This window comes from Micromonospora sp. NPDC005707, from assembly GCF_040631005.1.
Taxonomy (GTDB): domain Bacteria; phylum Actinomycetota; class Actinomycetes; order Mycobacteriales; family Micromonosporaceae; genus Micromonospora.
On record NZ_JBEXYR010000003.1, the window covers coordinates 202,772 to 226,533 of the forward strand.

General features: G+C 74.5%; 23 protein-coding genes and 1 pseudogene. 12 read left to right on the forward strand and 12 right to left on the reverse strand.

Translation table 11 applies throughout. From position 1 onward, the window contains the following. Positions 1-45: 45 nt before the first annotated feature. The 5 genes and pseudogenes from fabF to ABZ452_RS06105 all read right to left on the reverse strand — a co-directional run bounded on the left by fabF (position 46) and on the right by ABZ452_RS06105 (position 4,867). Positions 46-1,272 (reverse strand): beta-ketoacyl-ACP synthase II, encoded by a 1,227-nt coding sequence (fabF, locus tag ABZ452_RS06085; RefSeq protein ID WP_357939443.1) that lies wholly within the window; start codon positions 1,270-1,272, stop codon positions 46-48. Positions 1,273-1,274: 2 nt separating this feature from the next. After that, positions 1,275-1,514: an acyl carrier protein gene (locus tag ABZ452_RS06090; protein ID WP_088972559.1), complete on the reverse strand. Its 240-nt coding sequence runs from the start codon at positions 1,512-1,514 to the stop codon at positions 1,275-1,277. 85 nt (positions 1,515-1,599) lie between these two features. Further along, positions 1,600-2,544 (reverse strand): beta-ketoacyl-ACP synthase III, encoded by a 945-nt coding sequence (locus tag ABZ452_RS06095; protein ID WP_357939445.1) that lies wholly within the window; start codon positions 2,542-2,544, stop codon positions 1,600-1,602. Positions 2,545-2,608: 64 nt separating this feature from the next. Continuing rightward, a pseudogene (locus ABZ452_RS06100) lies at positions 2,609-3,523 on the reverse strand (ACP S-malonyltransferase); the annotation flags it as partial. Positions 3,524-3,601: 78 nt separating this feature from the next. Then, entirely contained in the window at positions 3,602-4,867 is a 1,266-nt protein-coding gene (locus ABZ452_RS06105; protein ID WP_313718871.1) for a helix-turn-helix domain-containing protein, read from the reverse strand. Positions 4,868-4,958: 91 nt separating this feature from the next. Between ABZ452_RS06105 and ABZ452_RS06110 the strand changes: the two genes are divergently transcribed. The 3 genes from ABZ452_RS06110 (at position 4,959) to ABZ452_RS06120 (ending at position 6,929) form a co-directional block, all read left to right on the forward strand. Beyond that, positions 4,959-5,504, forward strand: a complete 546-nt coding sequence (locus ABZ452_RS06110; protein WP_357273699.1) for an orotate phosphoribosyltransferase — start codon at positions 4,959-4,961, stop codon at positions 5,502-5,504. Between the two features lie 129 nt (positions 5,505-5,633). Further along, positions 5,634-5,966, forward strand: coding sequence for a hypothetical protein (locus tag ABZ452_RS06115; RefSeq protein ID WP_357939448.1), 333 nt, complete (start codon positions 5,634-5,636; stop codon positions 5,964-5,966). Positions 5,967-6,002: 36 nt separating this feature from the next. Further along, the gene (locus ABZ452_RS06120; protein WP_357939450.1) at positions 6,003-6,929 is read left to right on the forward strand and encodes an NADP-dependent oxidoreductase; all 927 of its coding nucleotides are present in this window, start codon (positions 6,003-6,005) and stop codon (positions 6,927-6,929) included. Positions 6,930-6,940: 11 nt separating this feature from the next. Here ABZ452_RS06120 and ABZ452_RS06125 read toward each other — a convergent pair whose 3' ends face one another. Continuing rightward, complete coding sequence (locus ABZ452_RS06125; protein ID WP_357939452.1) at positions 6,941-7,603, reverse strand: hypothetical protein; 663 nt, start codon at positions 7,601-7,603, stop codon at positions 6,941-6,943. Positions 7,604-7,825: 222 nt separating this feature from the next. On the opposite strand from ABZ452_RS06125, the gene ABZ452_RS06130 reads away from it, so the two are divergent. The 4 genes from ABZ452_RS06130 (at position 7,826) to ABZ452_RS06145 (ending at position 11,272) form a co-directional block, all read left to right on the forward strand. Next, positions 7,826-8,434 carry a copper resistance CopC family protein gene (locus tag ABZ452_RS06130; protein WP_357939454.1) on the forward strand — a complete coding sequence of 203 codons (609 nt, stop codon included), beginning with the start codon at positions 7,826-7,828 and terminating at the stop codon, positions 8,432-8,434. 128 nt (positions 8,435-8,562) lie between these two features. Beyond that, entirely contained in the window at positions 8,563-9,522 is a 960-nt protein-coding gene (locus ABZ452_RS06135; RefSeq protein WP_357939456.1) for a hypothetical protein, read from the forward strand. A 60-nt stretch (positions 9,523-9,582) separates the two neighbouring features. Next, positions 9,583-10,074, forward strand: coding sequence for a hypothetical protein (locus ABZ452_RS06140; protein ID WP_357939458.1), 492 nt, complete (start codon positions 9,583-9,585; stop codon positions 10,072-10,074). A gap of 148 nt (positions 10,075-10,222) precedes the next feature. Further along, on the forward strand, positions 10,223-11,272 hold the full coding sequence (locus tag ABZ452_RS06145) for a helix-turn-helix domain-containing protein (RefSeq protein ID WP_357939460.1): 1,050 nt from the start codon (positions 10,223-10,225) through the stop codon (positions 11,270-11,272). Between the two features lie 42 nt (positions 11,273-11,314). Here the strand turns inward: ABZ452_RS06145 and gltX are convergent, their stop codons facing one another. Genes gltX through ABZ452_RS06160 form a run of 3 tightly spaced genes read right to left on the reverse strand, consistent with a single transcriptional unit; the run spans position 11,315 to position 15,379 of the window. Continuing rightward, complete coding sequence (gene gltX, locus ABZ452_RS06150; protein ID WP_357939462.1) at positions 11,315-12,724, reverse strand: glutamate--tRNA ligase; 1,410 nt, start codon at positions 12,722-12,724, stop codon at positions 11,315-11,317. A gap of 49 nt (positions 12,725-12,773) precedes the next feature. Further along, the gene (locus ABZ452_RS06155; RefSeq protein WP_357939464.1) at positions 12,774-14,051 is read right to left on the reverse strand and encodes an MFS transporter; all 1,278 of its coding nucleotides are present in this window, start codon (positions 14,049-14,051) and stop codon (positions 12,774-12,776) included. Beyond that, on the reverse strand, positions 14,048-15,379 hold the full coding sequence (locus ABZ452_RS06160) for a GH1 family beta-glucosidase (protein WP_357939466.1): 1,332 nt from the start codon (positions 15,377-15,379) through the stop codon (positions 14,048-14,050). Before ABZ452_RS06160 ends, ABZ452_RS06155 begins: the two co-directional genes overlap by 4 nt. A gap of 187 nt (positions 15,380-15,566) precedes the next feature. Between ABZ452_RS06160 and ABZ452_RS06165 the strand changes: the two genes are divergently transcribed. Further along, on the forward strand, positions 15,567-16,013 hold the full coding sequence (locus ABZ452_RS06165; protein WP_091319671.1) for an SRPBCC family protein: 447 nt from the start codon (positions 15,567-15,569) through the stop codon (positions 16,011-16,013). 84 nt (positions 16,014-16,097) lie between these two features. Here ABZ452_RS06165 and ABZ452_RS06170 read toward each other — a convergent pair whose 3' ends face one another. Beyond that, positions 16,098-16,625, reverse strand: coding sequence for a PadR family transcriptional regulator (locus ABZ452_RS06170; RefSeq protein ID WP_357939468.1), 528 nt, complete (start codon positions 16,623-16,625; stop codon positions 16,098-16,100). A gap of 75 nt (positions 16,626-16,700) precedes the next feature. On the opposite strand from ABZ452_RS06170, the gene ABZ452_RS06175 reads away from it, so the two are divergent. After that, positions 16,701-17,510: an alpha/beta hydrolase gene (locus tag ABZ452_RS06175; protein ID WP_357939470.1), complete on the forward strand. Its 810-nt coding sequence runs from the start codon at positions 16,701-16,703 to the stop codon at positions 17,508-17,510. A gap of 66 nt (positions 17,511-17,576) precedes the next feature. Here the strand turns inward: ABZ452_RS06175 and aceE are convergent, their stop codons facing one another. After that, a complete protein-coding gene (aceE, locus tag ABZ452_RS06180; protein WP_357939472.1) occupies positions 17,577-20,321 on the reverse strand; it encodes a pyruvate dehydrogenase (acetyl-transferring), homodimeric type in 2,745 nt (914 codons plus the stop codon). Positions 20,322-20,523: 202 nt separating this feature from the next. Here aceE and ABZ452_RS06185 point away from each other — a divergent pair, with 202 nt between their 5' ends. Further along, positions 20,524-20,928 carry a secondary thiamine-phosphate synthase enzyme YjbQ gene (locus tag ABZ452_RS06185; RefSeq protein ID WP_357939474.1) on the forward strand — a complete coding sequence of 135 codons (405 nt, stop codon included), beginning with the start codon at positions 20,524-20,526 and terminating at the stop codon, positions 20,926-20,928. A gap of 18 nt (positions 20,929-20,946) precedes the next feature. Here ABZ452_RS06185 and ABZ452_RS06190 read toward each other — a convergent pair whose 3' ends face one another. Further along, positions 20,947-21,717 carry a helix-turn-helix domain-containing protein gene (locus ABZ452_RS06190; protein WP_357939476.1) on the reverse strand — a complete coding sequence of 257 codons (771 nt, stop codon included), beginning with the start codon at positions 21,715-21,717 and terminating at the stop codon, positions 20,947-20,949. Between the two features lie 88 nt (positions 21,718-21,805). Here ABZ452_RS06190 and ABZ452_RS06195 point away from each other — a divergent pair, with 88 nt between their 5' ends. Together ABZ452_RS06195 and ABZ452_RS06200 are read left to right on the forward strand one after the other, a co-directional pair. Then, positions 21,806-23,248 carry an MFS transporter gene (locus tag ABZ452_RS06195; RefSeq protein WP_357939478.1) on the forward strand — a complete coding sequence of 481 codons (1,443 nt, stop codon included), beginning with the start codon at positions 21,806-21,808 and terminating at the stop codon, positions 23,246-23,248. Between the two features lie 37 nt (positions 23,249-23,285). Beyond that, positions 23,286-23,747: a MarR family winged helix-turn-helix transcriptional regulator gene (locus tag ABZ452_RS06200; protein ID WP_357939480.1), complete on the forward strand. Its 462-nt coding sequence runs from the start codon at positions 23,286-23,288 to the stop codon at positions 23,745-23,747. Positions 23,748-23,762 lie beyond the last annotated feature (15 nt).

A 23,762-nucleotide genomic window follows, 5' to 3' on the forward strand; every position in this document is an offset into this window, starting at 1 on the left:
GCCCGCGTCCGGTGCGGACGCGGGCCCCGAGCGGGCAGGCCGTGCTCAGGCCCGGGTGAACACCAGGGCCACGTTGTGCCCGCCGAAGCCGAACGCGTTGTTCAGCGCCGCCGGGATCTCCAGGTGGCGCGCCTTGTGCGCGGCCACCTCGAGGGTGAGCCCCTCGTCCGGGTCGTCCAGGTTGATCGTCGGCGGCACGACGCCGTCCCGGATGGCCAGGATGGTGGCGATCGACTCCAGCGCGCCGGCCGCGCCGAGCAGGTGCCCGGTCATCGACTTGGTGGCCGACAGCAGCACGTGGTCGCCCACCGCCTTGTGCAGCGCGCCGATCTCCAGCATGTCGCCGACCGGGGTCGAGGTGGCGTGCGCGTTCACGTGCCGGATGTCGGTCTTCGCGACGTCCGCGTCCGCGACCGCCTTGGCGATGGCCCGGATGGCACCCTCGCCCTCGGCGTGCGGCTGCACGATGTCGTAGGCGTCCGAGGTGATCCCGGCGCCGGCGAGGCGCGCGTAGACCCGGGCGCCGCGGGCGGCGGCGTGGTCGGCACGCTCCAGGATCACCACACCCGCGCCCTCACCGAGGACGAAGCCGTCGCGGCCCTTGTCCCAGGGGCGGGACGCCTTCTCCGGCTCGTCGTTGCGGGTCGACATGGCCCGCATCGAGCTGAACCCGGCGATCGGCAGCGCGTGGATGACCGCCTCGGTGCCGCCGGCCACCACCACGTCGGCCCGGCCGGCGCGGATGATGTCCAGCCCCAGCGCGATCGCCTCCGCGCCGGTCGCGCAGGCGCTGGCCACCGAGTGGACCCCGGCCTTGGCGCCGAGTTCCAGCCCCACCCAGGCGGCCGGGCCGTTCGGCATCAGCATCGGGATGGTGTGCGGGGAGACCCGCCGCGGGCCGGACGCCTCCAGGATGTCGTCCTGGGCGAGCAGGGTGGTGGCGCCGCCGATGCCGGAGCCGACGCTGACGGCCAGCCGCTCCGGGTCGAGCCCGGAGTCGGCCAGCCCGGCGTCCGCCCAGGCCTGCTGCGCCGCCACGATCGCGATCGCCTCGGACCGGTCCAGCCGGCGCAGCTTGACCCGGTCCAGCACCGTCGACGGTTCGACGGCGAGCTGCGCGGCGATCCGGACCGGCAGTTGCGCGGCCCACTCCTGGGTGAGCGCACTCACCCCGGAGCGGCCGGCGAGCATGGCGTCCCAGGTCGACGCGACGTCCCCGCCGAGCGGGGTCGTCGCGCCGAGCCCGGTGACGACGACGTCGGGACGACTCATGATCAGGACTGCGCCGCGATGTAGCTGACGGCGTCGCCCACGGTCTTGAGGTTCTGCACCTCGTTGTCCGGGATCTTGACGCCGAACTTCTCCTCGGCCGCCACCACGACCTCCACCATGGAGAGCGAGTCGACGTCGAGGTCGTCGGTGAAGGACTTCCCCTCGGCCACGTCGTCCGGGTTCACCCCGGCAACCTCTTCGAGGATCTCGGCGAGGCCGGCGGTGATCTCGTCACGGGTCATTGCGGTTGGTTCCTCTCATCGGGGGTTCACTCGACGGCCGGCGACGCCGGTCGTCACACCTCGGCGCTCGCGCCCGAGGGAGTCTTCAGGGGCAGCGGACGACCTGACCGGCGTAGGTCAGGCCGCCGCCGAAGCCGAACAGCAGCACCGGGGCGCCGGAGGGCACCTCGCGCCGCTCGACCATCTTCGACAGGGCCAGCGGCACGCTCGCCGCCGACGTGTTTCCGGACTCGACGATGTCCTTCGCGATGATCGCGTTCGGGATGTCCAGCCGCTTGACGATGCCGTCGATGATCCGGGCGTTGGCCTGGTGCGGCACGAACGCGGCCAGCTCCGACGGGGCCACCCCGGCCTTCTCGCAGGCCTGGAGCGCGAGCGGGGCCAGCGCCGTGGTGGCCCAGCGGAAGACCGCCTGCCCCTCCTGCGCGATGTACGGCCGCCAGCCCTCGATCCGGACCGCGTCGCTCTTCTCCGGCACCGAACCCCACACCACCGGACCCACCCCGGCCGGCTCGCCCTCGGCGGTCGCCGTGACCACGGCTGCGCCCGCGCCGTCGCCGAAGATGATGCAGGTCGACCGGTCGGTCCAGTCGGTGAAGTCGGACAGCTTCTCGGCGCCGATCACGATCGCGTTGCGCGCCGCGCCGGCCCGGATGGCGTGGTCCACCGTGCCCAGCGCGTACGCGAAGCCGGAGCAGGCGGTGTTGATGTCGTACGCGCCCGGGGCGCTGATGCCCAGCTTGGCCGCGACCCGGCAGGCCACGTTCGGGCTGCGGTCGACCGAGGTGCAGGTGGCGACCACGACGAGGTCGATGTCGGCGGCGGTGAGGCCCGAGTTGGCCAGCGCCTTGCCCGCGGCGGCGGCGGCCATGTCGGCCACCGTCTCGTCCCCGGCGATCCGGCGGGTGACGATGCCGACCCGGTCCCGGATCCACTCGTCGTTGGTGTCGACCATCTGAGCGAGGTCGTCGTTGGTGACGACGCGGGAGGGCTGGTAGTGCCCCATCGCGACGATCCGGCTGCCGGCCATCAGTAGATACCTTCCGTTCGCGACTGCGGGACCCGCAGGATCGGCTCGTTTTCCGGGCTCATGCGCTGTGCCGGGCGATCAGGTCCCGCGCGGCGGGCAGGTCGTCGGGGGTGTTGAGGGTGACGATCTCGGGCGCCCCCTCGCCCTTGAGCTCCCGCTTCAAGAGGCCCGCCAGGGTCCCGGCCGGCGGCAGCTCGATGACGCCGGTGACGCCGAGGTCGGCCAGCGTGCGCATGCACAGGTCCCAGCGGACCGGGGCGGTCACCTGGCGGACCAGCCGCTGCACCATCTCCCGGCCGTGCGCGACCGGGGCGCCGTCCAGGTTGGAGAGCAGGGTGCGGGCCGGGTCGGCGGGGGTGATGCCGGCGGCCACCTCGGCCAGCGCGGCCTCGGCCGGGGCCATGTACGGGGTGTGGAACGCGCCGGCCACCTTGAGCATGATGACCCGGGCGCGGGCGGGCGGTTCGGCGGCGAGCTTCTCCAGCCCGGCCACCGCGCCGGCGGCGACGATCTGGCCGGCGCCGTTGCGGTTGGCCGGGTGCAGCCCGTGCGCGTCCAGGGCGGCGAGCACCTCGTCGGGGTCGCCGCCGAGCACGGCGGCCATCCCGGTCGGCTCCAGCGCGCAGGCGGCGGCCATCTCCCGGCCGCGTACGCCGGCCAGGGTCACGGCCGCCTCGGCGGGCAGCACCCCGGCCAGGGCCGCGGCGCCCAGCTCGCCGACGCTGTGGCCGGCGACCAGGCCGACGTCGCGCATCGGCAGGTGCTCGGCGGCGAGCAGCGCGGCGGCCACCAGCAGCGGCTGGGTGCGGGCGGTGTCCTTGATCTCGTCCGCGTCCGCCCGGGTGCCCAGGTGGAGCAGGTCGACCCCGGCCAGCGCCGACCACCAGCGCAGGCGCGCCGCCGCGTCGGGCAGGTCGAGCCAGGGGGTCAGGAAACCGGGCTTCTGCGAACCCTGTCCGGGTGAGAGTACGGCGAGCACGTCTACGACTCTGACGGATACTCGCGGGTCGCGCTGTAACGCACGGCACCAAACCGCACTAGAAGGTTTGGAGGATACCTACAAAGATCGGCGCCGATCATCACCCGTCTGTGGCGTTTTGCCGGCTCCTGGGCTCATTGTCTGGCTCGGGACCGGTGCGACACCCGGTACCACCGGGTCCAGCCGGCCGACCGTCAGGGCCACCTGCAGGGTGAAGGCGTCGCGCGGCGTGAGCGGCGAGAAGCCGGCCACCTCGGCGACCCGCTTGAGCCGGTACCGCACCGTGTTGGGGTGCACGAAGAGGGCCCGGGCCGCGCTCTCCAGCGTGCCGCCGGCCGCGAAGAAGGCGTCCAGCGTCTCCAGCAGCTCGCCGCCCGCGCGGGCGAGCGGGGCGTACACGTCGTGGCGCAGCCGGCGGCGGGCCTCGGCGTCGCCGGCCAGGGCCCGCTCGGGCAGCAGGTCGGCGGCGGAGACCGGGCGGGGCGCGGTCGGCCAGGCCGGCGCGGCCCGGAAGCCGGCCAGCGCGGCGCGCGCCGAGTCGGTCGCCTCGTCCAGGCTGGGCACGGCCGGGCCGACCACCACGGGGCCCTCCCCGAACGCGGTGAGCAGCTTCTCCGTGGCCGCCACCGGGTCGGCCGCCCCGCCCAGCACGATGACCAGCCGGTCGCCGTGCACACCGCCGATCACCTCGACCCCGATCCGGCGGGCCTGCCGGTAGACGGTGTGCAGCACAGCGGCCACCTCACCGCCGGGGGAGCGGCCCACCGCCACCGCCACCGGCGGCGCGTCGGACCAGCCCAGCGCGGCCGCCCGGCTGGCCAGCACGTCGGGGGAGTCGCCGCGCAGCAGGGCGTCCACCAGCAACGCCTGCAGCCGGGCGTCCCAGGAGCCGCGGGTCTCGGCGGCGCGGGCGTAGACCCGGGCGGCGGCGAAGGCGATCTCCCGGGAGAAGCGCAGCACGGCCTCCCGCAGCAGCTGTTCCTCGCCCTTCACGGCGAGGTGCGACACCTGCTCCTCGACCACCTCGATGGTCACCTTGATCAGCGCCACGGTCTGCTGGAGGGTGATCGAGCGGGCGAGGGCCTGCGGCGCGGCGGCGAAGACCTCGTCCGACACCTCCTGGGTGCTGTCGGTCGCGCCGCCGCCCTGGTGCAGCCACTGCACCAGCGACCGGACGCCCGCCTGGGCGACCAGCATGACCCAGGAGCGCTGGTCGGCCGGCAGCTCCCGGAACCAGGGCAGCGTCTCGTCCATCCGCGCCACGCTGGCGGTCGACAGCGCGCCCGCCGCCCGCTCGATGCGGCGCAGCGTCGCCGACAGTTCGGTCCCGCCCGGTTCGCTCACCGCACCAGCCTGACACGCCCTGACCAGCACCTGCACTCCGAGGCCCGCCCGCCGGCCGGGCGCCGCCGGCCGGCGGTGACAATCATCTCCCGTGACCGACACCCCGCGCGCCCTCGCCGACCTCGCCCGCGACATCGACGCCACCTGCCGGCTCACCGGCCGGTTCGTGCTCCGTTCCGGCCGCACCGCCGACGAGTACTTCGACAAGTACCGGTTCGAGGCCGACCCGGTGCTGCTGGACCGGGTCGCCGCCGGCCTGGCCGGGCTCGTCCCGCCCGGCACCGAGGTGCTGGCCGGCCTGGAAATGGGCGGCATCCCGGTGGTCACCGCGCTGGCCCGGCACGTCGGGCTGCCCTGCGCGTTCGTCCGCAAGACCGCCAAGGCGTACGGGACCGCCCGGCTGGCGGAGGGCGCGGACGTCGCCGGGCGGCGGGTCCTGGTGGTCGAGGACGTGGTGACCTCGGGCGGCCAGGTGGTGATCTCCACCGGCCAGCTCCGCGAGCTGGGCGCCACCGTCGAGCACGCGCTCTGCGTGATCGACCGGGGCGAGGGCGGCACGGAGGCGCTCGCCGGGCACGGCATCGCGCTGCGCGCCCTGCTCACGCGCGCCGACCTGGACGCCGCCCGCCGCCCCTGACCCGTTCCGGTCCGCCGACGATCTCCGCGGGTACGCGCTGAACAGCCCGTCGGGCCCGGCCAGTACGGTGTCAGGGCACGTCGGGGTGATTACCGCCCGACGGGCGAAGGCGAACGTGAGGAGACCGGGATGGCGCACGGGGAGGCCGAGCACGGCTGCGCCCAGGGTGAGCCCTGCCGGCCGGGCCACCACGACCAGCCGGCGCCCGCCAAGCACCCGCGCCGGGCGGGCCTGACCCATCCGGAGCCGGCCACCGGCTGGGCGCCCGAGCGGGCCGACGACGAGCCGCCGGTGCCCCGCCAGCGGGCCGCCGAGCCGGCGCCCCCGGCCGGGGGAGAGGCGGAGCCGGCTCAGGGCTGCCGCAGTGACCTGCCCGGCTGGGCGGGCGCGCACCGGCACGGCGCGGTCCGGCCGCGCAGCCGCGCGGTCCGCCGGGAGCGGCCCCCGCGCCGCTGGTGCTGACCCCGCGGCCGCCGTCCGGCGGCTAGCGTGGGCGGGGTGAAGGCGATCGCGATCGACGCGTACGGCCCGGTCGACCGGCTCACCCTGCGCGAGTTGCCCACACCGCCGGTGGGGCCGGACACGGTCCTGGTCCGGGTGCGGTCCGCCGGGGTGAACCCGGTCGACGGGAAGATCCGGGAGGGGCACCTGGCCGGCGCCATGCCGAGCCACTTCCCGCTGGTGCCCGGCTGGGACGCCGCCGGGGTGGTTGAGGCGGTCGGGCCCGCGGTGGCCGGGTTCACCGTCGGTGACGAGGTGATCGGCTACGTCCGGCGCGACGACGTGCAGCACGGCACGTACGCGGAGCTGGTGCCGGCCCCGGAGCGGTGCCTGGCCGACAAGCCGGTGCAGGCGTCCTGGGCCGAGGCGGGCGGGCTGCCGCTGGCCGGCCTCACCGCCTACCAGGCGTTGCAGCTGGCCCGCACCGGCGGAGGTGACACCGTGCTGGTGCACGGCGCGTCCGGCGGGGTGGGGCACCTGGCGGTGCAGCTGGCCCGGGCGCTCGGCGCCGGCCGGGTGATCGGCACGGCGAGCGAGGCCAACCACGACTTCGTCCGGTCGCTGGGCGCCGAGCCGGTCAGCTACGGAGACGGCCTGCTGGACCGGGTCCGCGCGGTCGCGCCCGACGGGGTGGACGTGGCGCTGGACCTGTTCGGAGGCGACGCGCTGGACGTCTCCGCCGAGCTGCTGGCCCGGCCCGCGCGGCTGATCTCCACGGCCGACCCGGAGCACGTCACCCGGCTCGGCGGCAGCTACGTCTTCGTGAAGCCGTCCACGGCCGACCTGAGCGTGCTGGCCGGGCTCGTCGACGCCGGCCGGCTCGCCGTGCACGTGGCCCGGACGTTCCCGCTGGCCGAGGCGGCCGAGGCGCAGCGCCTGGTGGCGGCGGGACACGTCCGGGGCAAGGTCGTGCTGGAGGTCTGAGCCCCCGGGGCTCAGCGGGTGCGGCGGCGCACCAGCAGCGCGATGCCGGCCAGCCCGGCGGTGATGACGACCATCACCCCGACGTTGAGCAGCAGCAGCCGCTGGAGCTCGCCGAGCGCGGCGTCGATGTCCTGCACCGGGTCGAGGGCCTCCTCCGGGATGACCCGCTCGCCGCCGCCGATGCCGCCGCTGAGCGTGTCGAACTGCCGCTCCAGCGGCACCCCCGCGGTGCGCAGCGTCTCGGACATGTTGAGCCGGCCGAAGAACCAGCCGGCCCGGGTCTTGCTCAGGTCGGGCTGCTTGGCCGGCCGGTAGACGCGCGGACCGCCCTTGGCGAGCGGGTAGAGGTCGTAGGTCTTCGAGGCCGTGCCCGCGACGAACAGCACGATCGTGTACTTCGGACCGAGGTCCTTGGCCGCCGGGCCCCGCTGCTGGCCGCTGGCGCCCAGCCACTTGACCTGGTCGACGACCATGTTCACCTCGGCGGGCCGGGTGTCGGCGCGCAGTCGCAGCGGCTGGTCGAGCCGGTGGCCGGTGATGTCCACTCCGGCCGGTGCGAGCTTGGGTTTGGGCGCCGCCTGCGCCGGTGCCGCGCCGAGGAGGGCCAGCGAGCAGGCGCCCGCCACCACCATCCCGGCCACGGCCGCCAGCAGCCGCCTCACCTTCCTGACCATCGCCGCCTCCTCGCCCCGTTCGATGGGTGGCTTCCGCTGCAGGTCGCGCTGGATCGGCCGAGGGGTGGGCGCCGGGCGCGGACCGGCGTCCACCTCAAAGACTCCGCAGAACGGCGCTGGGTTGCACTCGCTGGAAGAGTATTTGGAACTATCTGCGATCTGCGACCGACCAACAGAGCGGCCGATGATCAGCGGCCGGATCGTACCCGGATGGAGGAGTTCATGGGGGGCAGGGTCGTTCGTGTGGCGCGGGGCTGGTCGGTGGTGCTCGGGGTGGTGGCCGCGGTGTCGCTGTTGCTGCCGGCCGCGCCGGCGGCCGCGCACAACTCGCTGACCGGCAGCGATCCGAAGAACGGGGCGCGGGTGGCCACCGCGCCGAAGCGGGTCGAGCTGAAGTTCCTCGCCTCTCCGGCGCCCGCCACGACGAAGATCACCATCACCGGGCCGGACAACGTGCCGGCCGCCGGTGGCGCGCCGACCTTCGCCGGCAACCGGGTGAGCGTGCCGTTCACGCCGGGTGCGGCCGGCCTCTACATCGTGGCCTACCGGGTCGGCTCGGCCGACGGCCACCCGATCAGCGGGGAGATCCGCTTCACCCTGACCACCGGCACGGCCGCCGCGCCGCCGTCGGCGACCGCCACCCCGACCACCGCCGCCCCGACCACCGCCGCCCCGAGCACCCCGGCGACCTCCGCGGCGAGTCCCACGCCCGCCGCCGGCGAGGTCGACTCCGACGGGGGTACGGGCTGGCTGTGGGCGGTCGGGGTCGCCGTGGCGCTGGTCGCGCTGGGCGGCGGCCTGCTCCTGCGCCGCCGGTCCGCCCGCGGCTGACCCCGCGTACGGGACAGGTCCGCCGGTCGTTCGAACCTGATCGAAGTCCCCTGTCCCGGCGCGCGCCCGGTACCGAGGCTATGTCCTGACGGGCGCATCCGGCGCCCCGGACGGCCGAGGTGGGTGTCATGGCGGGTGGGTCGCGCCGGTCCCGGTCCTGGTGGTACGCCGTCGCGGTCCCGGCGGTCCTCGCGGTGGCGGTCGGCGGAGCGCTGGGCGCCGGCCGCGACACGACACCGCCGCCCGGCGACCACGGCGCGGCCGGGCCGCAACCGGCGGCGACCGCGCCCGCCTCAGCCGCGCCGGCCGGGTCCGCCCCGGCGGCGGAGGTGCTGCACACCGCGACGCAGCTGCTGATCCGTGACTGCATGCGGCGCCGCGGGTTCCGCTACTGGCCGGTGCCCTGGCGCCCGGTGCCGGAGCTGCGCGAGTTCCCGTACGTCCTCGACGACGTGTCCTACGCCCGCCGCTACGGCTACGGCGGGGTGCTGGAACGCCGGTTCCAGGCGGCGATGGCGGCCGACCCGAACGCCCGGTACGCCCGGGAGCTGCCGCCGGAGCGCGGTGCGGCCGCCGTACGCGCCGTCAACGGCGACCCCGGCGAGCCGGACGCCCTGCGCGCGACGTTGCCGGCGGGCGGCGTGCTGCGCCGCAGCAGCCGCAGCTGCACCTCGGAGGCGGAACGCCACCTCTACGGCGACCTGCCCGCCTGGTACCGCGCCGCCAGGACCACCGACAACCTCGCCGGGCTGCGCGTCGGCCGGGTGCTCGCCGACCCCCGCTACGCCGCCGGCGTGACGGCGTGGCGGCGTTGCATGCGCGCCGCCGGGCACGAGTACGCCGACCCGGCCGCCGCCCGCGCGTCGGTGCCCGAACCGGCGTCCGACACCGTCCCGGCCGGCGAGGTCCGGCTGGCCGTGGCCGAGGCGACGTGCGCCGCGGAGACGGGACTCGGCGGCCTCGCCCGGCGGCTCGACGCCGAGCACCGGCGCGCCGTCGAACGGCAGTTCCCCACCGAGGTGGCCGACCGGCTCCGCCTCGAAGGCGCCGCGCTGCCGCGTGCCCGTGCCGTGCTGGCCGGCGGCTGACACCCCCACGACGTCCGTGGCGGACCCGCCGCGGCAGAAGCCCCAACGGGAGGAAACACCATGAGAGCAGTACGGGCCCTGCTGGCCACCCTGGTCGCGGTGCTGGCCGCGCTGGCCGTCACCGCCGCCGCGGCGCAGGCCGCGCCCAGGCCGGCGCCGCACGCCGACCCGCACCGCGTGGCGGCCGGCAGCGGCTACCTGTACGTCAGCCAGGACGCCTACTGGTCGGGCCGGTGGTGCTGGTGGTACAACGCCGACACCAACTGGGACACCATCAACGTCGCCGAGAACGCCAACTGCGACAACAACAACCGGGCCAGCATGCGCAACCTGGCGTCCTCGGCGTGGAACGACTCGAACAGCGGCCGGCCGGTCGCCCTCTACATCCACCCCGACTACACCGGCGCGTACGCCTGCCTGGGTGCCGGCGACGCCTGGGACGACCTCACCGGAGCCTGGTTCACCTGGGGCTCCAACCGCGACGGCTACATGCAGAACACCAACGACAACATCGCCTCCCACCGGTGGCGGTCGAGCTGCAGCGTCGGCTGAACCGTCGTGCCCCGCGGGGCGGCAGCTGTCTGGCTGCCGCCCCGTTCGGCCGTCGCACACCGGTGTTCCAGACCGGTGAAGATGTCGATGTATGTCAATGTCGCGCACGAGACTGAGCGCGGCGGTCGATCTCGGAACACTGTGCGCCATGCGGGCTCTGCGGATCCACTTCACGGCCGCGGACCTCAGCCGTACCCGGCTGGCGGTCCAGCCGGATCCACTGTGGGAGATCGTCTGCAGTCTGCACCGCCTGCAGACCCGTGCCGGCTACGCCGGATACGCGGGCTGGTACCGGCAGGTGCGCCGGGACCTGCAACGGGCCGGCCTCGTCCCGGTGGTCCGCGAACGGCTGCTGCCTGTCGCGCCGCTCAAGCGGTACTTCCCGGACTTCCTGACGCCCGGCCCGGTCGCCGACCTCGACGAGGGAATCGACCGGGTGCTCGGCACCCCGAACCGGCGGATCCGCACCGAGCTGGGGCGGATGGCGGCTCCGGCCAACGGCGCCTGGCTGGGGGACCTGGCCGCCGGCCGGGTCGCCGCCCTGCACGGCCTCGGCGATGCGCTGCGTGCCTACTTCCGGGTCGCGGTCGCCCCGTACCTGCCGCAGATCGGCGCCGCCGTCTCCGGCGACCGGGCTCTGCGCGGGGCCCGGGTACTCGATACCGGCGCCGGGCAGATCCTCGACGACCTGGGTCCGGACGTGCGCTGGGACCCGCCGGTGCTGTCCGTGAACGGTTACCCGGAGGACCGGGACATGCACCTCGACGGTCGGGGGATCGCGCTGATCCCGTCGTACTTCTGCTGGCATGCGCCGATCGCGCTGGCCGACCCCGAGCTGCCCCCGGCCCTGGTCTACCCGGCCCGCCGGCAGCGACCGGACCCGACGACCGGGCCGGCGTCACCGGCCGACCCGGAACGCCGCCTCGGCCCGCTGCTCGGCCACACGCGCCTGGCCGTCCTGCGTGCCACCGTCCGGGGCGCCACCACCGGCGAACTGGCCCGGCGCGCCGGCATCTCGCCGGCCACCACCAGTCACCACACCACCATCCTGCGCGAGGCCGGGCTCATCAGCAGCCAGCGGCACGGCAACCTCGTGCTGCACCGCCTCACCGATCTGGGTGAGACGCTGCTGGGCGACGTACCGCCGCGCCCGGGTGCGCCACCGGGTCTCGGCGGCGGCACCCGCGACGTCCGGTGAATCCGGGGTGCGAGGAGCGACGGCGGGCGCCTGTCGATCCGGTCAGAACAGGCGTACCCGGGCGGCCCGCAGCCGGGTCAGCGTGCGCTCGCGGCCGAGCACCTCCAGCGACTCGAACAGCGGCAGGCCGACGGTGCGGCCGGTGACCGCCACCCGGACCGGCGCCTGCGCCTTGCCCAGCTTCAGGCCGCGCTCCGCGCCGACCGCCTCCAGGGTGGACTTGAGCGACTCGGCGTCCCACGACTCCAGCCCCTCGAACGCGGCGATCGCCGCGTCCAGCAGGTCGGCCGCGCCCTCCTTCATGGCCTTGGCCCAGGCCGCCTCGTCGATCAGCGGGTCGGCCAGGAAGAGGAAGTCGACGTTCGGCACGATCTCGCTGAGCACCGCGATCCGGGTCTGCGCCAGCGGGGCCACCGCCGCGAACGCGGCCGGGTCGAACTCGGCCGGCTGCCACGGCGGCGGGGCGATCGTGTCGGTGCCGGTCAGCCAGGGCTGGCAGGCGGTGACGAACTCCTCGACCGGCAGCGCCCGGATGTAGTCCCCGTTGAACGCGCGCAGCTTCTTCTCGTCGAAGAACGCCGGGGAGGGGTTCACCTCCTCCAGCCGGAACTCCTCCTCGATGACGGACCAGGGCACGATCTCCCGGTCGCCGGAGGGCGCCCAGCCGAGCAGCATGAGGTAGTTGCGCATCGCCTCGGCGAGGTAGCCCTCGTCCCGGTACGCCTCCAGCGCGACCTTGTCGCGACGCTTGGACAGCTTCTGCCGCTTCTCGTTGACCACCACGGGCACGTGTGCCCAGACCGGCGGCTTGACCCCGAGCGCGTCCCAGAGCAGCTGCTGCTTGGGCGTGTTGGGCAGGTGCTCCTCGGCCCGGATCACGTGGGTGATCCCCATGGTCATGTCGTCAACGACGTTGGCCAGCAGGAAGACGGGCGAGCCGTCGCCGCGGGCGATGACGAAGTCCTCGATCAGCTTGTTCTCGAAGGTCGGCTCGCCGCGGATCAGGTCGACCACCACGGTCTCGCCCTCGTCCGGGGTGCGGAACCGCAGCGCCCGGCCCTCGCCGGGGCCGAGGCCCTTGTCGCGGTGGAAGCCGTCGTAGCCCTGGTACTGCGAGCCGGTGCGCGCCTGCACGTCCTCGCGGGTGCAGTCGCAGTAGTACGCCCGGCCGCCCTCGTAGAGCCGCTGCGCGGCGGCCCGGTGCTCACCCGCGTACGAGGACTGGAAGTAGGGGCCCTCGTAGCTGCCGCGCGCGATGCCGATCCAGTCGAGCGCGGAGAGGATGCCCTCGGTCCACTCGGGCTTGTTGCGGGCCGCGTCGGTGTCCTCGATGCGGAGCACGAACACCCCGCCCTGCTGCTTGGCGTAGATCCAGTTCTGCAGGGCCGAGCGGGCGCCGCCGACGTGGAACATTCCGGTCGGGGAGGGGGCGAAGCGTACACGTACCGTCACGTCCCCCAGCCTACGGCGGGCCGCGACCGCATTCCGGCAGGGGGCCGGTTCAGGGCACCGCCCTGATCTTCAGGACGAGGACGCTGCCGACCAGGGTGACCGCCGCCGTCACCGCGTACAGGGTGGGATAGCCGCCCAGGTGGACCACGATCGGGGCGGAGAGCGCCGGGCCGAGCACCTGCGGCGCCGAGTTGGCGATGTTGATCACGCCGAGGTCCTTGGCCCGGTCGGTGGCGGCCGGGAGCACCTGGGTGATCAGCGCGGCGTCGACCGCGAGGTAGACCCCGTAGCCGGCGCCGAGCAGCAGCGCCGCGACGATCGCCATGGGCCAGGTCGGGGCCACCGCGAGCAGCGTGGCCGCCACCGCCATGATCAGCCCGGAGACGATCACGAATACCTTGCGCCGGCCCGAGCGGTCGGAGAGCCGCCCGGCCACCACGGCGGTGAGCATCATGCCGAGCGTGTAGAGCAGGATCAGCACCAGCAGGCTGCCCTCGGGGTCGGCCACCCGCACCCCGTCGGTGAGGAAGTAGAGCAGGTAGAGCGTGCCCAGCGCGTTGCCGGTCTGCACCAGGAACCGGGTGAACCAGGCCCAGGCGAAGTCGGGGTGCCGGCGCGGGCTGATCCACATCGAGGCGAGCAGCGTGCGCGCCCGCAGCGGCGACCGGTGTTCCCGGGGCAGCGGGTCGTCCTGGGTGAGCAGCGCGAACGGCAGGGACAGCAGCAGCACCGCGAGCGCGATGGCGGCGTACCCGGCGGCGTTGCCGGTGACCACGGCGGTGACCAGCACCGCGCCGAGCACCAGGCCGAGCGCCTGCGGGATGCCCACCCAGCCGGAGACGCCGCCGCGCTGCGCCACCGGCACCCGGTCCGGGATCGCGGCGGTGAGGCTGGCCAGCATGGCGTTGAAGCAGACCTGGGCGGCCACCCAGGCGACCGCCACCCCGGCGATGCTGTCCTGCCGGGCCAGCACCACCAGGAAGAGCGCGCCGACCACCGCGCCCGTGGCGGTCCAGACGTGCCGGCGGCCGAAATGCCGGTTCGCCAGCCGCAGCGAGGTCCGGTCGGACAGCGCCCCGGCGAGCGGGTTCGCCAGCACGGCGGCGAGCGCGCCGAGGCCGGTGACCACCGCCAGCATGGCTTCCTTGTCGCCCGGCGCGATCCGCTCCACCTGCTGCGGCAGCAGCACCTGGATCGGGGTGAAGAAGGCCATCCAGACGCCCAGGTTGGCCGCGAAGATCAGCGCGATCCAGCTCCGCCGCACCGGCACCGTCGGCTCGGCGAGCGCCGCCGGCAGCGAGGCCGGCGTCGGGTTGACGGTGGTCATCGCCGGACCAGGTCCCGGAACCAGGCGTACGACGACTTCGGGGTGCGCCGCTGGGTCGCGTAGTCGACGTGCACCAGGCCGAACCGCTTGGTGAAGCCCTCGGCCCACTCCCAGTTGTCCAGCAGCGACCAGACGAAGTACCCGGTCACCGGCACCCCGGCGGCCATCGCCTCGTGCACCGCCCGCAGGTGCCCGTCCAGGTACGCGATCCGGTCCGGGTCGGCCACCCGGCCGTCGGCGTCCGGCACGTCGTCGTACGCGCAGCCGCTCTCGGTGACCTGGATCGGCGGCAGCGCCTCGCCGTAGCGGTGGTGGAGCTGGAGGAGCAGCTCGCGCAGCCCGTCCGGGGCCACCGGCCAGTCGAAGGCGGTACGCGGGTAGCCGTCCAGCGGCACCATCTCGAACGGCAGCGGCGAGTCCGCGTCGGCGGGGGCGCGGATGCCGGTCGGGTTGTAGTAGTTCACCCCGAGCACGTCGATGGGCGCGGCGATCACGTCGAGGTCCCCGGCGCGGACCACGGCCGGGTCGAGGCCCGGCTCCTCGGGGTAGCCGCGGCCGAGCAGCGGGTCGGTGAAGAGCCGGTTGTGCAGCGCGTCGTACGCCGCCCCGGCCGCCCGGTCGGCGTCGGTCTCCCCGGCCAGCCGCACCGGGGAGTAGTTGTTGGCGATGGCCACCGGGCTGGTGCTGCGGGCGCGCAGCGCGGCGACCGCGAGGCCGTGCCCGAGGAGCTGGTGGTGGGCCACCGGGAAGGCGTCGAAGAGCAGCAGCCGGCCGGGGGCGTGCGCGCCCATGCCGTGCCCGAGGCTCATGTGGACGAACGGCTCGTTCAGGGTGATCCAGAGCTTCACCCGGTCGCCGAGGCGGGCGGCGACCAGGTCGGCGTACTCGGCGAAGCGGTGGGCGGTGTCCCGGTTCAGCCAGCCGCCGGCGTCCTCCAGGGCCTGCGGCAGGTCCCAGTGGAAGAGGGTGGCGACCGGGTCCACGCCGGCGGCGAGCAGGGCGTCCACCAGCCGGTCGTAGAAGTCCAGCCCGGCCGCGTTGGCCGGGCCGGCGCCGGTGGGCTGCACGCGGGGCCAGGCGATGGAGAACCGGTACGCCGACACCCCCAGCCCGGCCAGCAGCCCGACGTCCTCGGCGTACCGGTGGTAGTGGTCGCACGCCTCGTCGCCCGTGCTGCCGTCGACGATCCGGCCGGGGGAGTGGGCGAAGGTGTCCCAGATGGACGGCCCCCGGCCGCCGGCGGTGACCGCCCCCTCGATCTGGTACGCGGACGTGGACACCCCCCACCGGAAGCCGGCGGGGAACTCGGGCATCGGCGCGCTCGTCATTCGCCCTCCCAGAAACGCGAAGCGTGCTCGCGACTCTAGGGCCCGGGCGGTCGCCGCGCCATAGGCCCGCAAAGGCTGTCAGGGCAAGGGTTTTCGGCGTGTCTTTTCCGAACCCGTCCGCTTAAGTCCGATTTACACATAGAGTGCCGAATATCGCGGATGTGTTTTAAGTGGGGGAAAGATAGACATGATCCTCGTGGAGCGCAGTGCGCACGTGGTGGCGCCGGTGGAAGCGGTCTGGGACGTCGTGCAGCGGGCCGAGCAGTTGCCGGCCTGGCTGGCGGGGGTTCGCGCGGCCGAGGTCCTGTCGGGGGAGGGGTTCGGTCGGCGACAACTGGTCCAGGCCGGGCGCGGCGCCGCGCACGAGGCCGAGGTGATCGCCTACCAGGAGCCGACCCTGATCGGGTGGCGCGAACGGGCCAGGGGCGCCGGCGCCCGGGCCGAGGCGCGCACCGAGATCTACGTACAGCTCACCCCCGACGAGGAGGAGGGCGGGACGGTCGTGCGGCTCATCGTCGTGCGGTGGCCCGCCGGGCCGGTCAAGGCCGCCCTGCTCCGGCTCGGCCTGCGCAGGGTGGGCGCCGATCTGGAGGACTCGCTGGCCCGGCTGACCGACCTGGCCGCCGTCGGCTGACCGAGCCTGTCCCGGCGTCGCCCGCGATGGTGATGGTCCGGCGTCCCCGCCAGGGACGCCGGACCATTGTCACGTCTCGCGCGCTCAGTTCGCCCGTAGCTCCGCGATCGTGGCCCGGAGCCAGGTCCGCTCGGCCCGGCTGATCTCCCGGGCCATCACCAGCATCCCGCGCCGGAAGGGGTCGGTCTGCTCCGCGGCCCGTTGCGGCCGGTCGCCGGTGGCGAAGAAGCTGGCCGGCTCGTCGAGGAAGGCCAACCGCCGTTCGAGCACCGTGGCCTGCGCCGCCCGGTCGCCGAGCTGGCCGAGGAAGGCCAGCAGCGTGAAGAACCGGTTCTGGTCCGTGACATCCAGCTCGGCCGGCTCACGCAGTCGCCGCCGCAGCTCCGCCCGTCCGGCGTCGGTGAGCGACAGGGTGTGCCGGGGTGCCGCCGCGGCGCCCGGCTCGCGTTCCCGGCTGACCAGTCCGGCCCGCTCCAGCCGGTTGATGGCCGGGTAGAGGCTGCCGTCGCTGACCGGCCGGGCGTAGCCGGCGAGCCGCGCGATCCGGCCCTTCAGCTCGTAGCCGTGCAGCGGCCCTTCGCCCAGGAATCCCAGGATCGACAACTCCAACACCCTCCGCATTCTGCCTTGCCCGTCGTGACAGTGCCTCGATACGGTGTACCTCGATTCGAGGTATGGAGAGGGCGCATGCGCATCGAGGGACACGCCGGGACCGGGCTCAACGTGGTCGACTTCGGGGGCGACGGGCCGGGGATCCTGCTGCTGCACGGTCTCACCGGCCGTGCGGCGAACTGGACGGCCACCGCCCGCTGGCTCACCCGCTACGGCCGGGTCGTCGGCTACGACGCGCGCGGGCACGGCCACAGCGACAAGCCCGACGGCCCGTACGACCGCCCGGCGTACGTCGGTGACGCGGTCGCCGTGATCGACGCGCTCGACCTGGCGCCGGCGCTGGTGGTCGGCCACTCGATGGGCGGGCTCACCGCCTGGCAACTCGCCGGCGCCCGGCCGGATCTGGTCCGGGGCGTGGTGATCGCCGACCTGAACCCGGTGACCCCGCCCGACCTGGTCGACCGGTGGCGGCGCTGGCTGGCCGGGTGGCCGGTGCCCTTCCCGACCCTGGCGGACGTGCGGGACTTCTTCGGGGCCGAGCGGCGGACCGAGGGTGAGTCCTTCGTGGAGGTGATGGCCGGCGCCCCGGACGGGTGGCGTCCGCTCGCCCGTCCCGAGCACCTGCTCGCCTCCCTGGCGCACTGGGCGGACCGCGACCACCGGCCCGAGCTCGCCGCCGTGCGGTGCCCCGCGCTGGTGGTCGCCGGGGCGCAGAGCGACCAGCCGGTCGACCGGCAGCGGGAGATGGCGGCGCTGCTGCCCGACGGCCGCTTCGCGCTGGTCCCCGACGCCGGGCACGTCCTGCACTACGACAACCCCGCCGGCTGGCGGGCCGCCGTCGAGCCCTTCGTCGCCGCCCTGACCCCGGCCCGCGCGCCGGCCTGATCCCGGACCGAGGACGACGAAGGGGCCCGGCGCTTCGCGCGCCGGGCCCCTGTCGTACCGGACAGGTCAGCTGTCGCCGCCGGTCTCCCCGACCGGGGCGGCGGTGACGTCGTCCAGCGCGTACTTCTTGGCGGCCTCGGCCGGCACGTGGGCCGGCACGGCGCCGCGCAGCGCGAGCTGGCGCAGCGTCGCCACGGCCACCGACTCGGCGTCCACGTGGAAGTGGCGGCGCAGCGCGTGCCGCGTGTCCGACATGCCGAAGCCGTCGGTGCCGAGCGAGGTGTAGTCGCCCGGTACCCAGCGGGCGATCAGGTCCGGCACCGCGCGCATCCAGTCGCTCACCGCGACCTTCGGCCCGTCGGCGTCGGCCAGCTTCCGCTGGATGTACGGCACCCGCTGCTCGCCACCCGGGTTGAGCAGGTTGTGCTCCTCGCACTCCACCGCGTCCCGGCGCAGCTCGGTCCAGGACGTCACCGACCAGACGTCGGCGGCCACGCCCCAGTCCTCGGCGAGCAGCTTCTGCGCCTTGAGCGCCCACTGCATGCCGGTGCCGGAGGCCAGGATGTTGGCCTTCGGACCGTCCCCGTCGACCTGCGGGGCCGGCGAGTAGCGGTAGATGCCCTTGACGATGCCCTCGACGTCCACGCCCTCCGGCTCGGCCGGCTGGAAGATCGGCTCGTTGTAGACGGTGAGGTAGTAGAAGATGTTCTCCTGCGCCTCGCCGTACATCCGGTGCAGGCCGCTCTCCATGATGTGCGAGATCTCGAAGGCGAACGCCGGGTCGTAGGCGGCCACCGCCGGGTTGGTGGCGGCGAGCAGCAGCGAGTGGCCGTCCTCGTGCTGCAGGCCCTCACCGTTGAGCGTGGTCCGGCCGGCGGTCGCGCCCAGCAGGAAGCCCCGCGCCATCTGGTCGGCCGCGGCCCAGAGCCCGTCGCCGGTCCGCTGGAACCCGAACATCGAGTAGAAGATGTAGAGCGGGATCATCGGCTCGTCGTGCGTGGCGTACGAGGTGCCGGCCGCGGTGAACGAGGCGACCGAGCCGGCCTCGTTGATCCCCTCGTGCAGGATCTGGCCGGTGGTGGCCTCCTTGTACGACAGGAACAGCTCCCGGTCCACCGAGGTGTACCGCTGCCCGTGCGGCGAGTAGATCTTCGCCGTCGGGAAGAGCGAGTCCATGCCGAAGGTGCGGGCCTCGTCCGGGATGATCGGCACCCAGCGCTTGCCGAACTCCTTGTCCTTCATGAGGTCCTTGAGCAGCCGGACGAAGGCCATGGTGGTGGCGACCTTCTGCTTGCCCGAGCCGCGCTTGACGTCGGAGAAGCGCTCGGTGCCCGGGATCTGCAGCGTCCTGCCGGTGGTCCGGCGGGTCGGCAGGTAGCCGCCGAGCTGCTTGCGCCGCTCGTGCAGGTACTCCATCTCGTCGGACTTCTCGCCCGGGTGGAAGTACGGCGGGAGGTACGGGTTGTCCTCCAGCTGCTTGTCCGGGATGTCGAGGTAGAGCCGGTCGCGGAAGAGCTTGAGATCCTCCAGCGTCAGCTTCTTCATCTGGTGGGTCGCGTTGCGGGCCTCGAAGTGCGAGCCCAGCGTCCAGCCCTTGATGGTCTTGGCCAGGATCACCGTCGGCTGGCCGGTGTGCTCCATGGCCGCCTTGTAGGCCGCGTAGAGCTTCCGGTAGTCGTGGCCACCCCGCTTGAGGTTCCAGATCTCGTCGTCGCTGAGGTGCTCGACCATCTTGCGGGTCCGCGGGTCGCGGCCGAAGAAGTGCTCCCGGACGTACGCCCCGGACTCCGCCTTGTAGGTCTGGTAGTCACCGTCGGGCGTGGTGTTCATGAGGTTGACCAGCGCGCCGTCGGTGTCCGCGGCGAGCAGCGGGTCCCACTCCCGGCCCCAGACGACCTTGATGACGTTCCAGCCGGCGCCCCGGAAGAACGCCTCCAGCTCCTGCATGACCTTGCCGTTGCCGCGGACCGGGCCGTCCAGCCGCTGCAGGTTGCAGTTGATCACGAAGGTGAGGTTGTCCAGCTCCTCGCGGGCGGCCACGCCGATCGCGCCGAGCGACTCGACCTCGTCCATCTCGCCGTCGCCGAGGAACGCCCAGACGTGCTGCTGGGAGGTGTCCTTGATGCCGCGGTGCTGCAGGTAGCGGTTGAACCGCGCCTGGTAGATCGCGTTCATCGGGCCCAGGCCCATCGACACCGTGGGGAACTCCCAGAAGTCCGGCATCAGCCGCGGGTGCGGGTACGACGGCAGCGCGCCACCCGGGTGCGACAGCTCCTGCCGGAAGCCGTCGAGCTGGTCGGCGCTGAGCCGGCCCTCCAGGAAGGCCCGCGCGTACATGCCGGGGGAGGCGTGGCCCTGGTAGAAGATGTGGTCGCCGCCGCCCGGGTGGTCCTTGCCCCGGAAGAAGTGGTTGAAGCCCACCTCGTAGAGGGACGCGGAGCTGGCGAAGGTGGAGATGTGGCCGCCCACGCCGATCTCCGGCCGCTGCGCCCGGTGCACCAGCATGGCGGCGTTCCACCGGATGTAGGCCCGGAGCCGCCGCTCGACGTGCTCGTCACCCGGGAACCACGGTTCGCGCTCCGGCGGGATGGTGTTGATGTAGTCGGTGGTGGTCAGGGAGGGCACCCCGACCTGGCGCTCGCGGGCCCGCTCCAGCAGGCTCAGCATGACGTACCGGGCGCGCTTGGTTCCGCGCTCGTCGATGACACCGTCAAGCGACTCGACCCATTCGCTGGTCTCTTCAGGGTCGATGTCCGGAAGCTGGCTCGGCAGACCAGCGGTGATCACCGGGCGCTTGCGTTCCGTAGCCACAGGCGTTCCCTCGGTTCTGTGTGGGATAGGTCTCTAGCGCCATCCTGCCCCCTGGTGGCGCTTGTCGTCACGTCTCCCTCCCCCAGACGCGACGCTGAACACAGGTACTCGCCGGTAACTTTGTGCGATCGCCGGCTGTGCCGATCGGGGCCGGAGGCGCGGGCGGCGGCGGCCGCCGTCCGGCTGCGGCAGAATGCGAGGTATGCGCAGTGAGGTGATCACCGTCCAGACCGGGTCCCGCCCGACCGTCCGGGACATCACGAGCGAGGCCGAGCGGTTCGTCGCCGGCCAGGGGGACGGCCTGCTGCACGTCTTCGTGCCGCACGCCACCGCCGGCCTGGCGATCATCGAGACCGGCGCCGGCTCGGACGACGACCTGCTGCGCGCGCTCGACGACCTGCTCCCGTCCGACGACCGCTGGCAGCACCAGCACGGCTCGCCCGGGCACGGCCGGGACCACGTGCTGCCCGCCTTCGTCCCCCCGTACGCCACCCTGCCGGTGCTCGGCGGGCGGCTCAAGCTCGGCACCTGGCAGTCGATCTGCCTGGTCGACACCAACGGCGACAACCCCGACCGGCAGGTCCGCTTCTCCTTCCTGCCCGGCTGACCCTCCGCGAAGCCGGGGTCAGCCCAGCAGCCGGCGCAGCCGGCCGGGGGTGTGACCCAGCTGGGCGCGGACCGTGCGGGTCAGGTGGGCCTGGTCGGCGAAGCCCAGCTCGACGGCGAGCCCGGCGAGGCTCTCCGCACCCTCCTCCAGCCGGTCGAGGAGGCGCCCGACCCGCAGCCGGTTGCGGTAGCGGGTCAGCGGCACCCCGACCCGGGCCTGGAACTCGCGGCTGAGCCGGTAGGGCGACACCCCGAGCGCCCGCGCCAGCGGCAGCAGCCCGGTGGCCTCGGGCGCGCCGTCGTGCAGGGCGGCGCGGGCCCGCTCGACGAGCCGCCCGTCCCGCCCGCTCCCGCCCGCCGCCGGCCCGGTGGCCGCGCCGAGCAGCCGGACCAGCCGCTCGGCCGCCGCGTGGTCGGGGTCGGTCACGGACCGCAGCAGCAGCCGGTGGGCCAGGTCCACCCGCGCGTCGACGTGCACCACGGCCGGCGCCGGCCGGTCCGCGAACAGCTCCCGCCACAGCCGCTCGGACAGGTGCACCGAGGTGCAGTCGTCCCCGCCCGCCGGGTGGGCGAAGCTTTCCTCCTCACCCGGCACGGTCAGGTAGGCGACCGTCGGCTCGACGAACTCGGCGCCGCCGCGCCCGGCCCGGCGGAAGCCGCCCCGCCGGGTCAGCACGAGGCCGTACGCGGAGGCCGGCTCGGGCGCGGACCAGCCGGTGTGGTCGTCCCGGCACCGCACCACGCCGATCCGGAAGTCCGGGTGCGCCAGCAGCGGGGTGGCGGTGCGCATGCCGGTCAGCGTAGGCCGACCGGCCGACACGACGGCCCCGCAAGGATCGACAAGACCGCCGGCCGCGGGGGCGGGCAGGGTGGCGGCCGTGACCGAGTCGACCCGCCGGACCGCCGCCCTGCTCACCGTCCTGCTCACCGGGCAGGCGATGGCCTCCATGGACACCTCGATCGCGGCGGTGGCCGCGCCCGCGATCCGCGCCGACCTGGCCGGACCGCCGGCCGTGCAGCAGCTCGTGCTGGCCGGCTACACCCTCACCTTCGCCGTGCTGGTGGTGGTCGGGGCCCGGCTCGGCGCCCGGCACGGGTACCCGCGGGTCTTCCTGCTCGGCCTGGCCGGGTTCACCCTCGCCTCGCTGGCGTGCGGCCTCGCCCCGGGACCGGCCGCGCTGGTGCTGGCCCGGGTGGCCCAGGGCGCCGCCGGCGCGCTCATGGTGCCGCAGGTGCTGTCGCTGATCCAGGCGGCGGTCCCGGCCGCGGCCCGGGCGCGGGCGATCGGGGCGTACTCGATGGTGCTGGCCCTCGGCGTGGCCGCCGGGCAAGTCGCCGGGGGGCTGCTGGTGACCCTCGACCTGGGCGGCCTGACCTGGCGGGCCGCGTTCCTGGTGAACGTGCCGGTCGGCGTGGTGCTCCAGCTCGTCGGGCGGCGGGTGTTCGCCGGCCTGCCGGCCGGCCCGCCCCGGCGCGAGCCGCTGGACCTGCCGGGCGTGCTGCTCCTCGCCGCCGCGATGCTCACCCTGGTGCTGCCGCTCGTGCTCGGCGGGGACCTGGGCTGGCCCGGGTGGGTCCGGGCCGCCGCGGTCGCCGCCGGCGCCGCCGGGCTGCGGCTCTTCCTCGGGTACGAGGTCCGGCGCGCCCGTCGCGACGCGGCCCCGCTGCTGGACGTGACGGTGCTGCGCCACCCCGGTGTGCCGGCCGGGCTGCTCGCCTGCTGCGCGGTGATGGGCTGCTACGCGGGTTTCCTGTTCGTGCTCACCCTGCGGCTCCAGGACGGGCTGGGCTTCACGGCCCTGGCGGCGGGGCTGGCCTTCGTCCCGTACGCCGCGGGTTTCGCCCTGTGCGGCCTGGCGGTGGCGCGGCTGCCGGAGCGGATCCGGGCGGTGCTGCCGGTCGCCGGCCCGCCGGTGCTCGCGGCGGTGGTGGTGGCGGTGGCCGGTCTCTCCGCCGCGGGCTGGCCGTGGCCGCCGGGGAGCGCGCTGCTGGTGGCCGGTGGGGCGGCGCACGCGGCCGCGTTCAGCCCGCTCGTCACCCGGCTCACCGGCGTCGTGCCGGCGGGCGCGGCCGCGGCGCTCTCCGCGGTCGTCTCCACCGGCACGCTGCTCGCGGCCGTGCTCGGGGTGACGCTGGTCGGTGGCCTGCACCTCGCCCTCGCCGCGACCGGCCGGCACGGCCCGGCGCTCGCCCTGCCCCCGGCGCTCCTGACCGCCGTGCTGCTGCTGGCCGGCGCCGGCGCCGCCCGGCGGGCCATCCGGCCGGCGCCGGACCGGCGGCCGGTCCCGGGCGGCTCGGAGGTCGTCGGCTCGCGGCCGTGACGCGGGCTGCCTGACCTGCGCACGTACGATGTGGGACATGGCGCAGTCCACCGTCCCCGACCGCTCCGGCCTGGCCGGGGACGCGGTGCGCCGGATCATGCACATCGCCTCGGCCATGCGGCACTACCAGGACGAGGAGATCGCCGCGCTGGGGCTCACCCCGGCCGCCGCCCGCGCCCTGCACGAGCTGGACCCCGACCACCCGCTGCCCGCCCGGGACCTCGCCGAGCAGTTGCGCTGCGACCGCTCCAACGTCACCGCGCTGGTCGACAAGCTGGAGCAGGCGGGGCTGGTGGAGCGGCGGGTCGACCCGGCCGACCGGCGGCAGAAGACGCTGGTGGTGACCACGGAGGGCCGGCGGGTCCGGGACCGGGTCCGGCTCGTGATGTCCGACTCCCGACTCCTCGGCGGGCTCACCACCGACGAGCTGGCCACCCTGCGTGAGCTGGTCTGGAAGGTCTCCGACGGCGGCTGCCCGGAGCAGTGCGGGGAGGCCTGACCGGGGCCGGGCGGA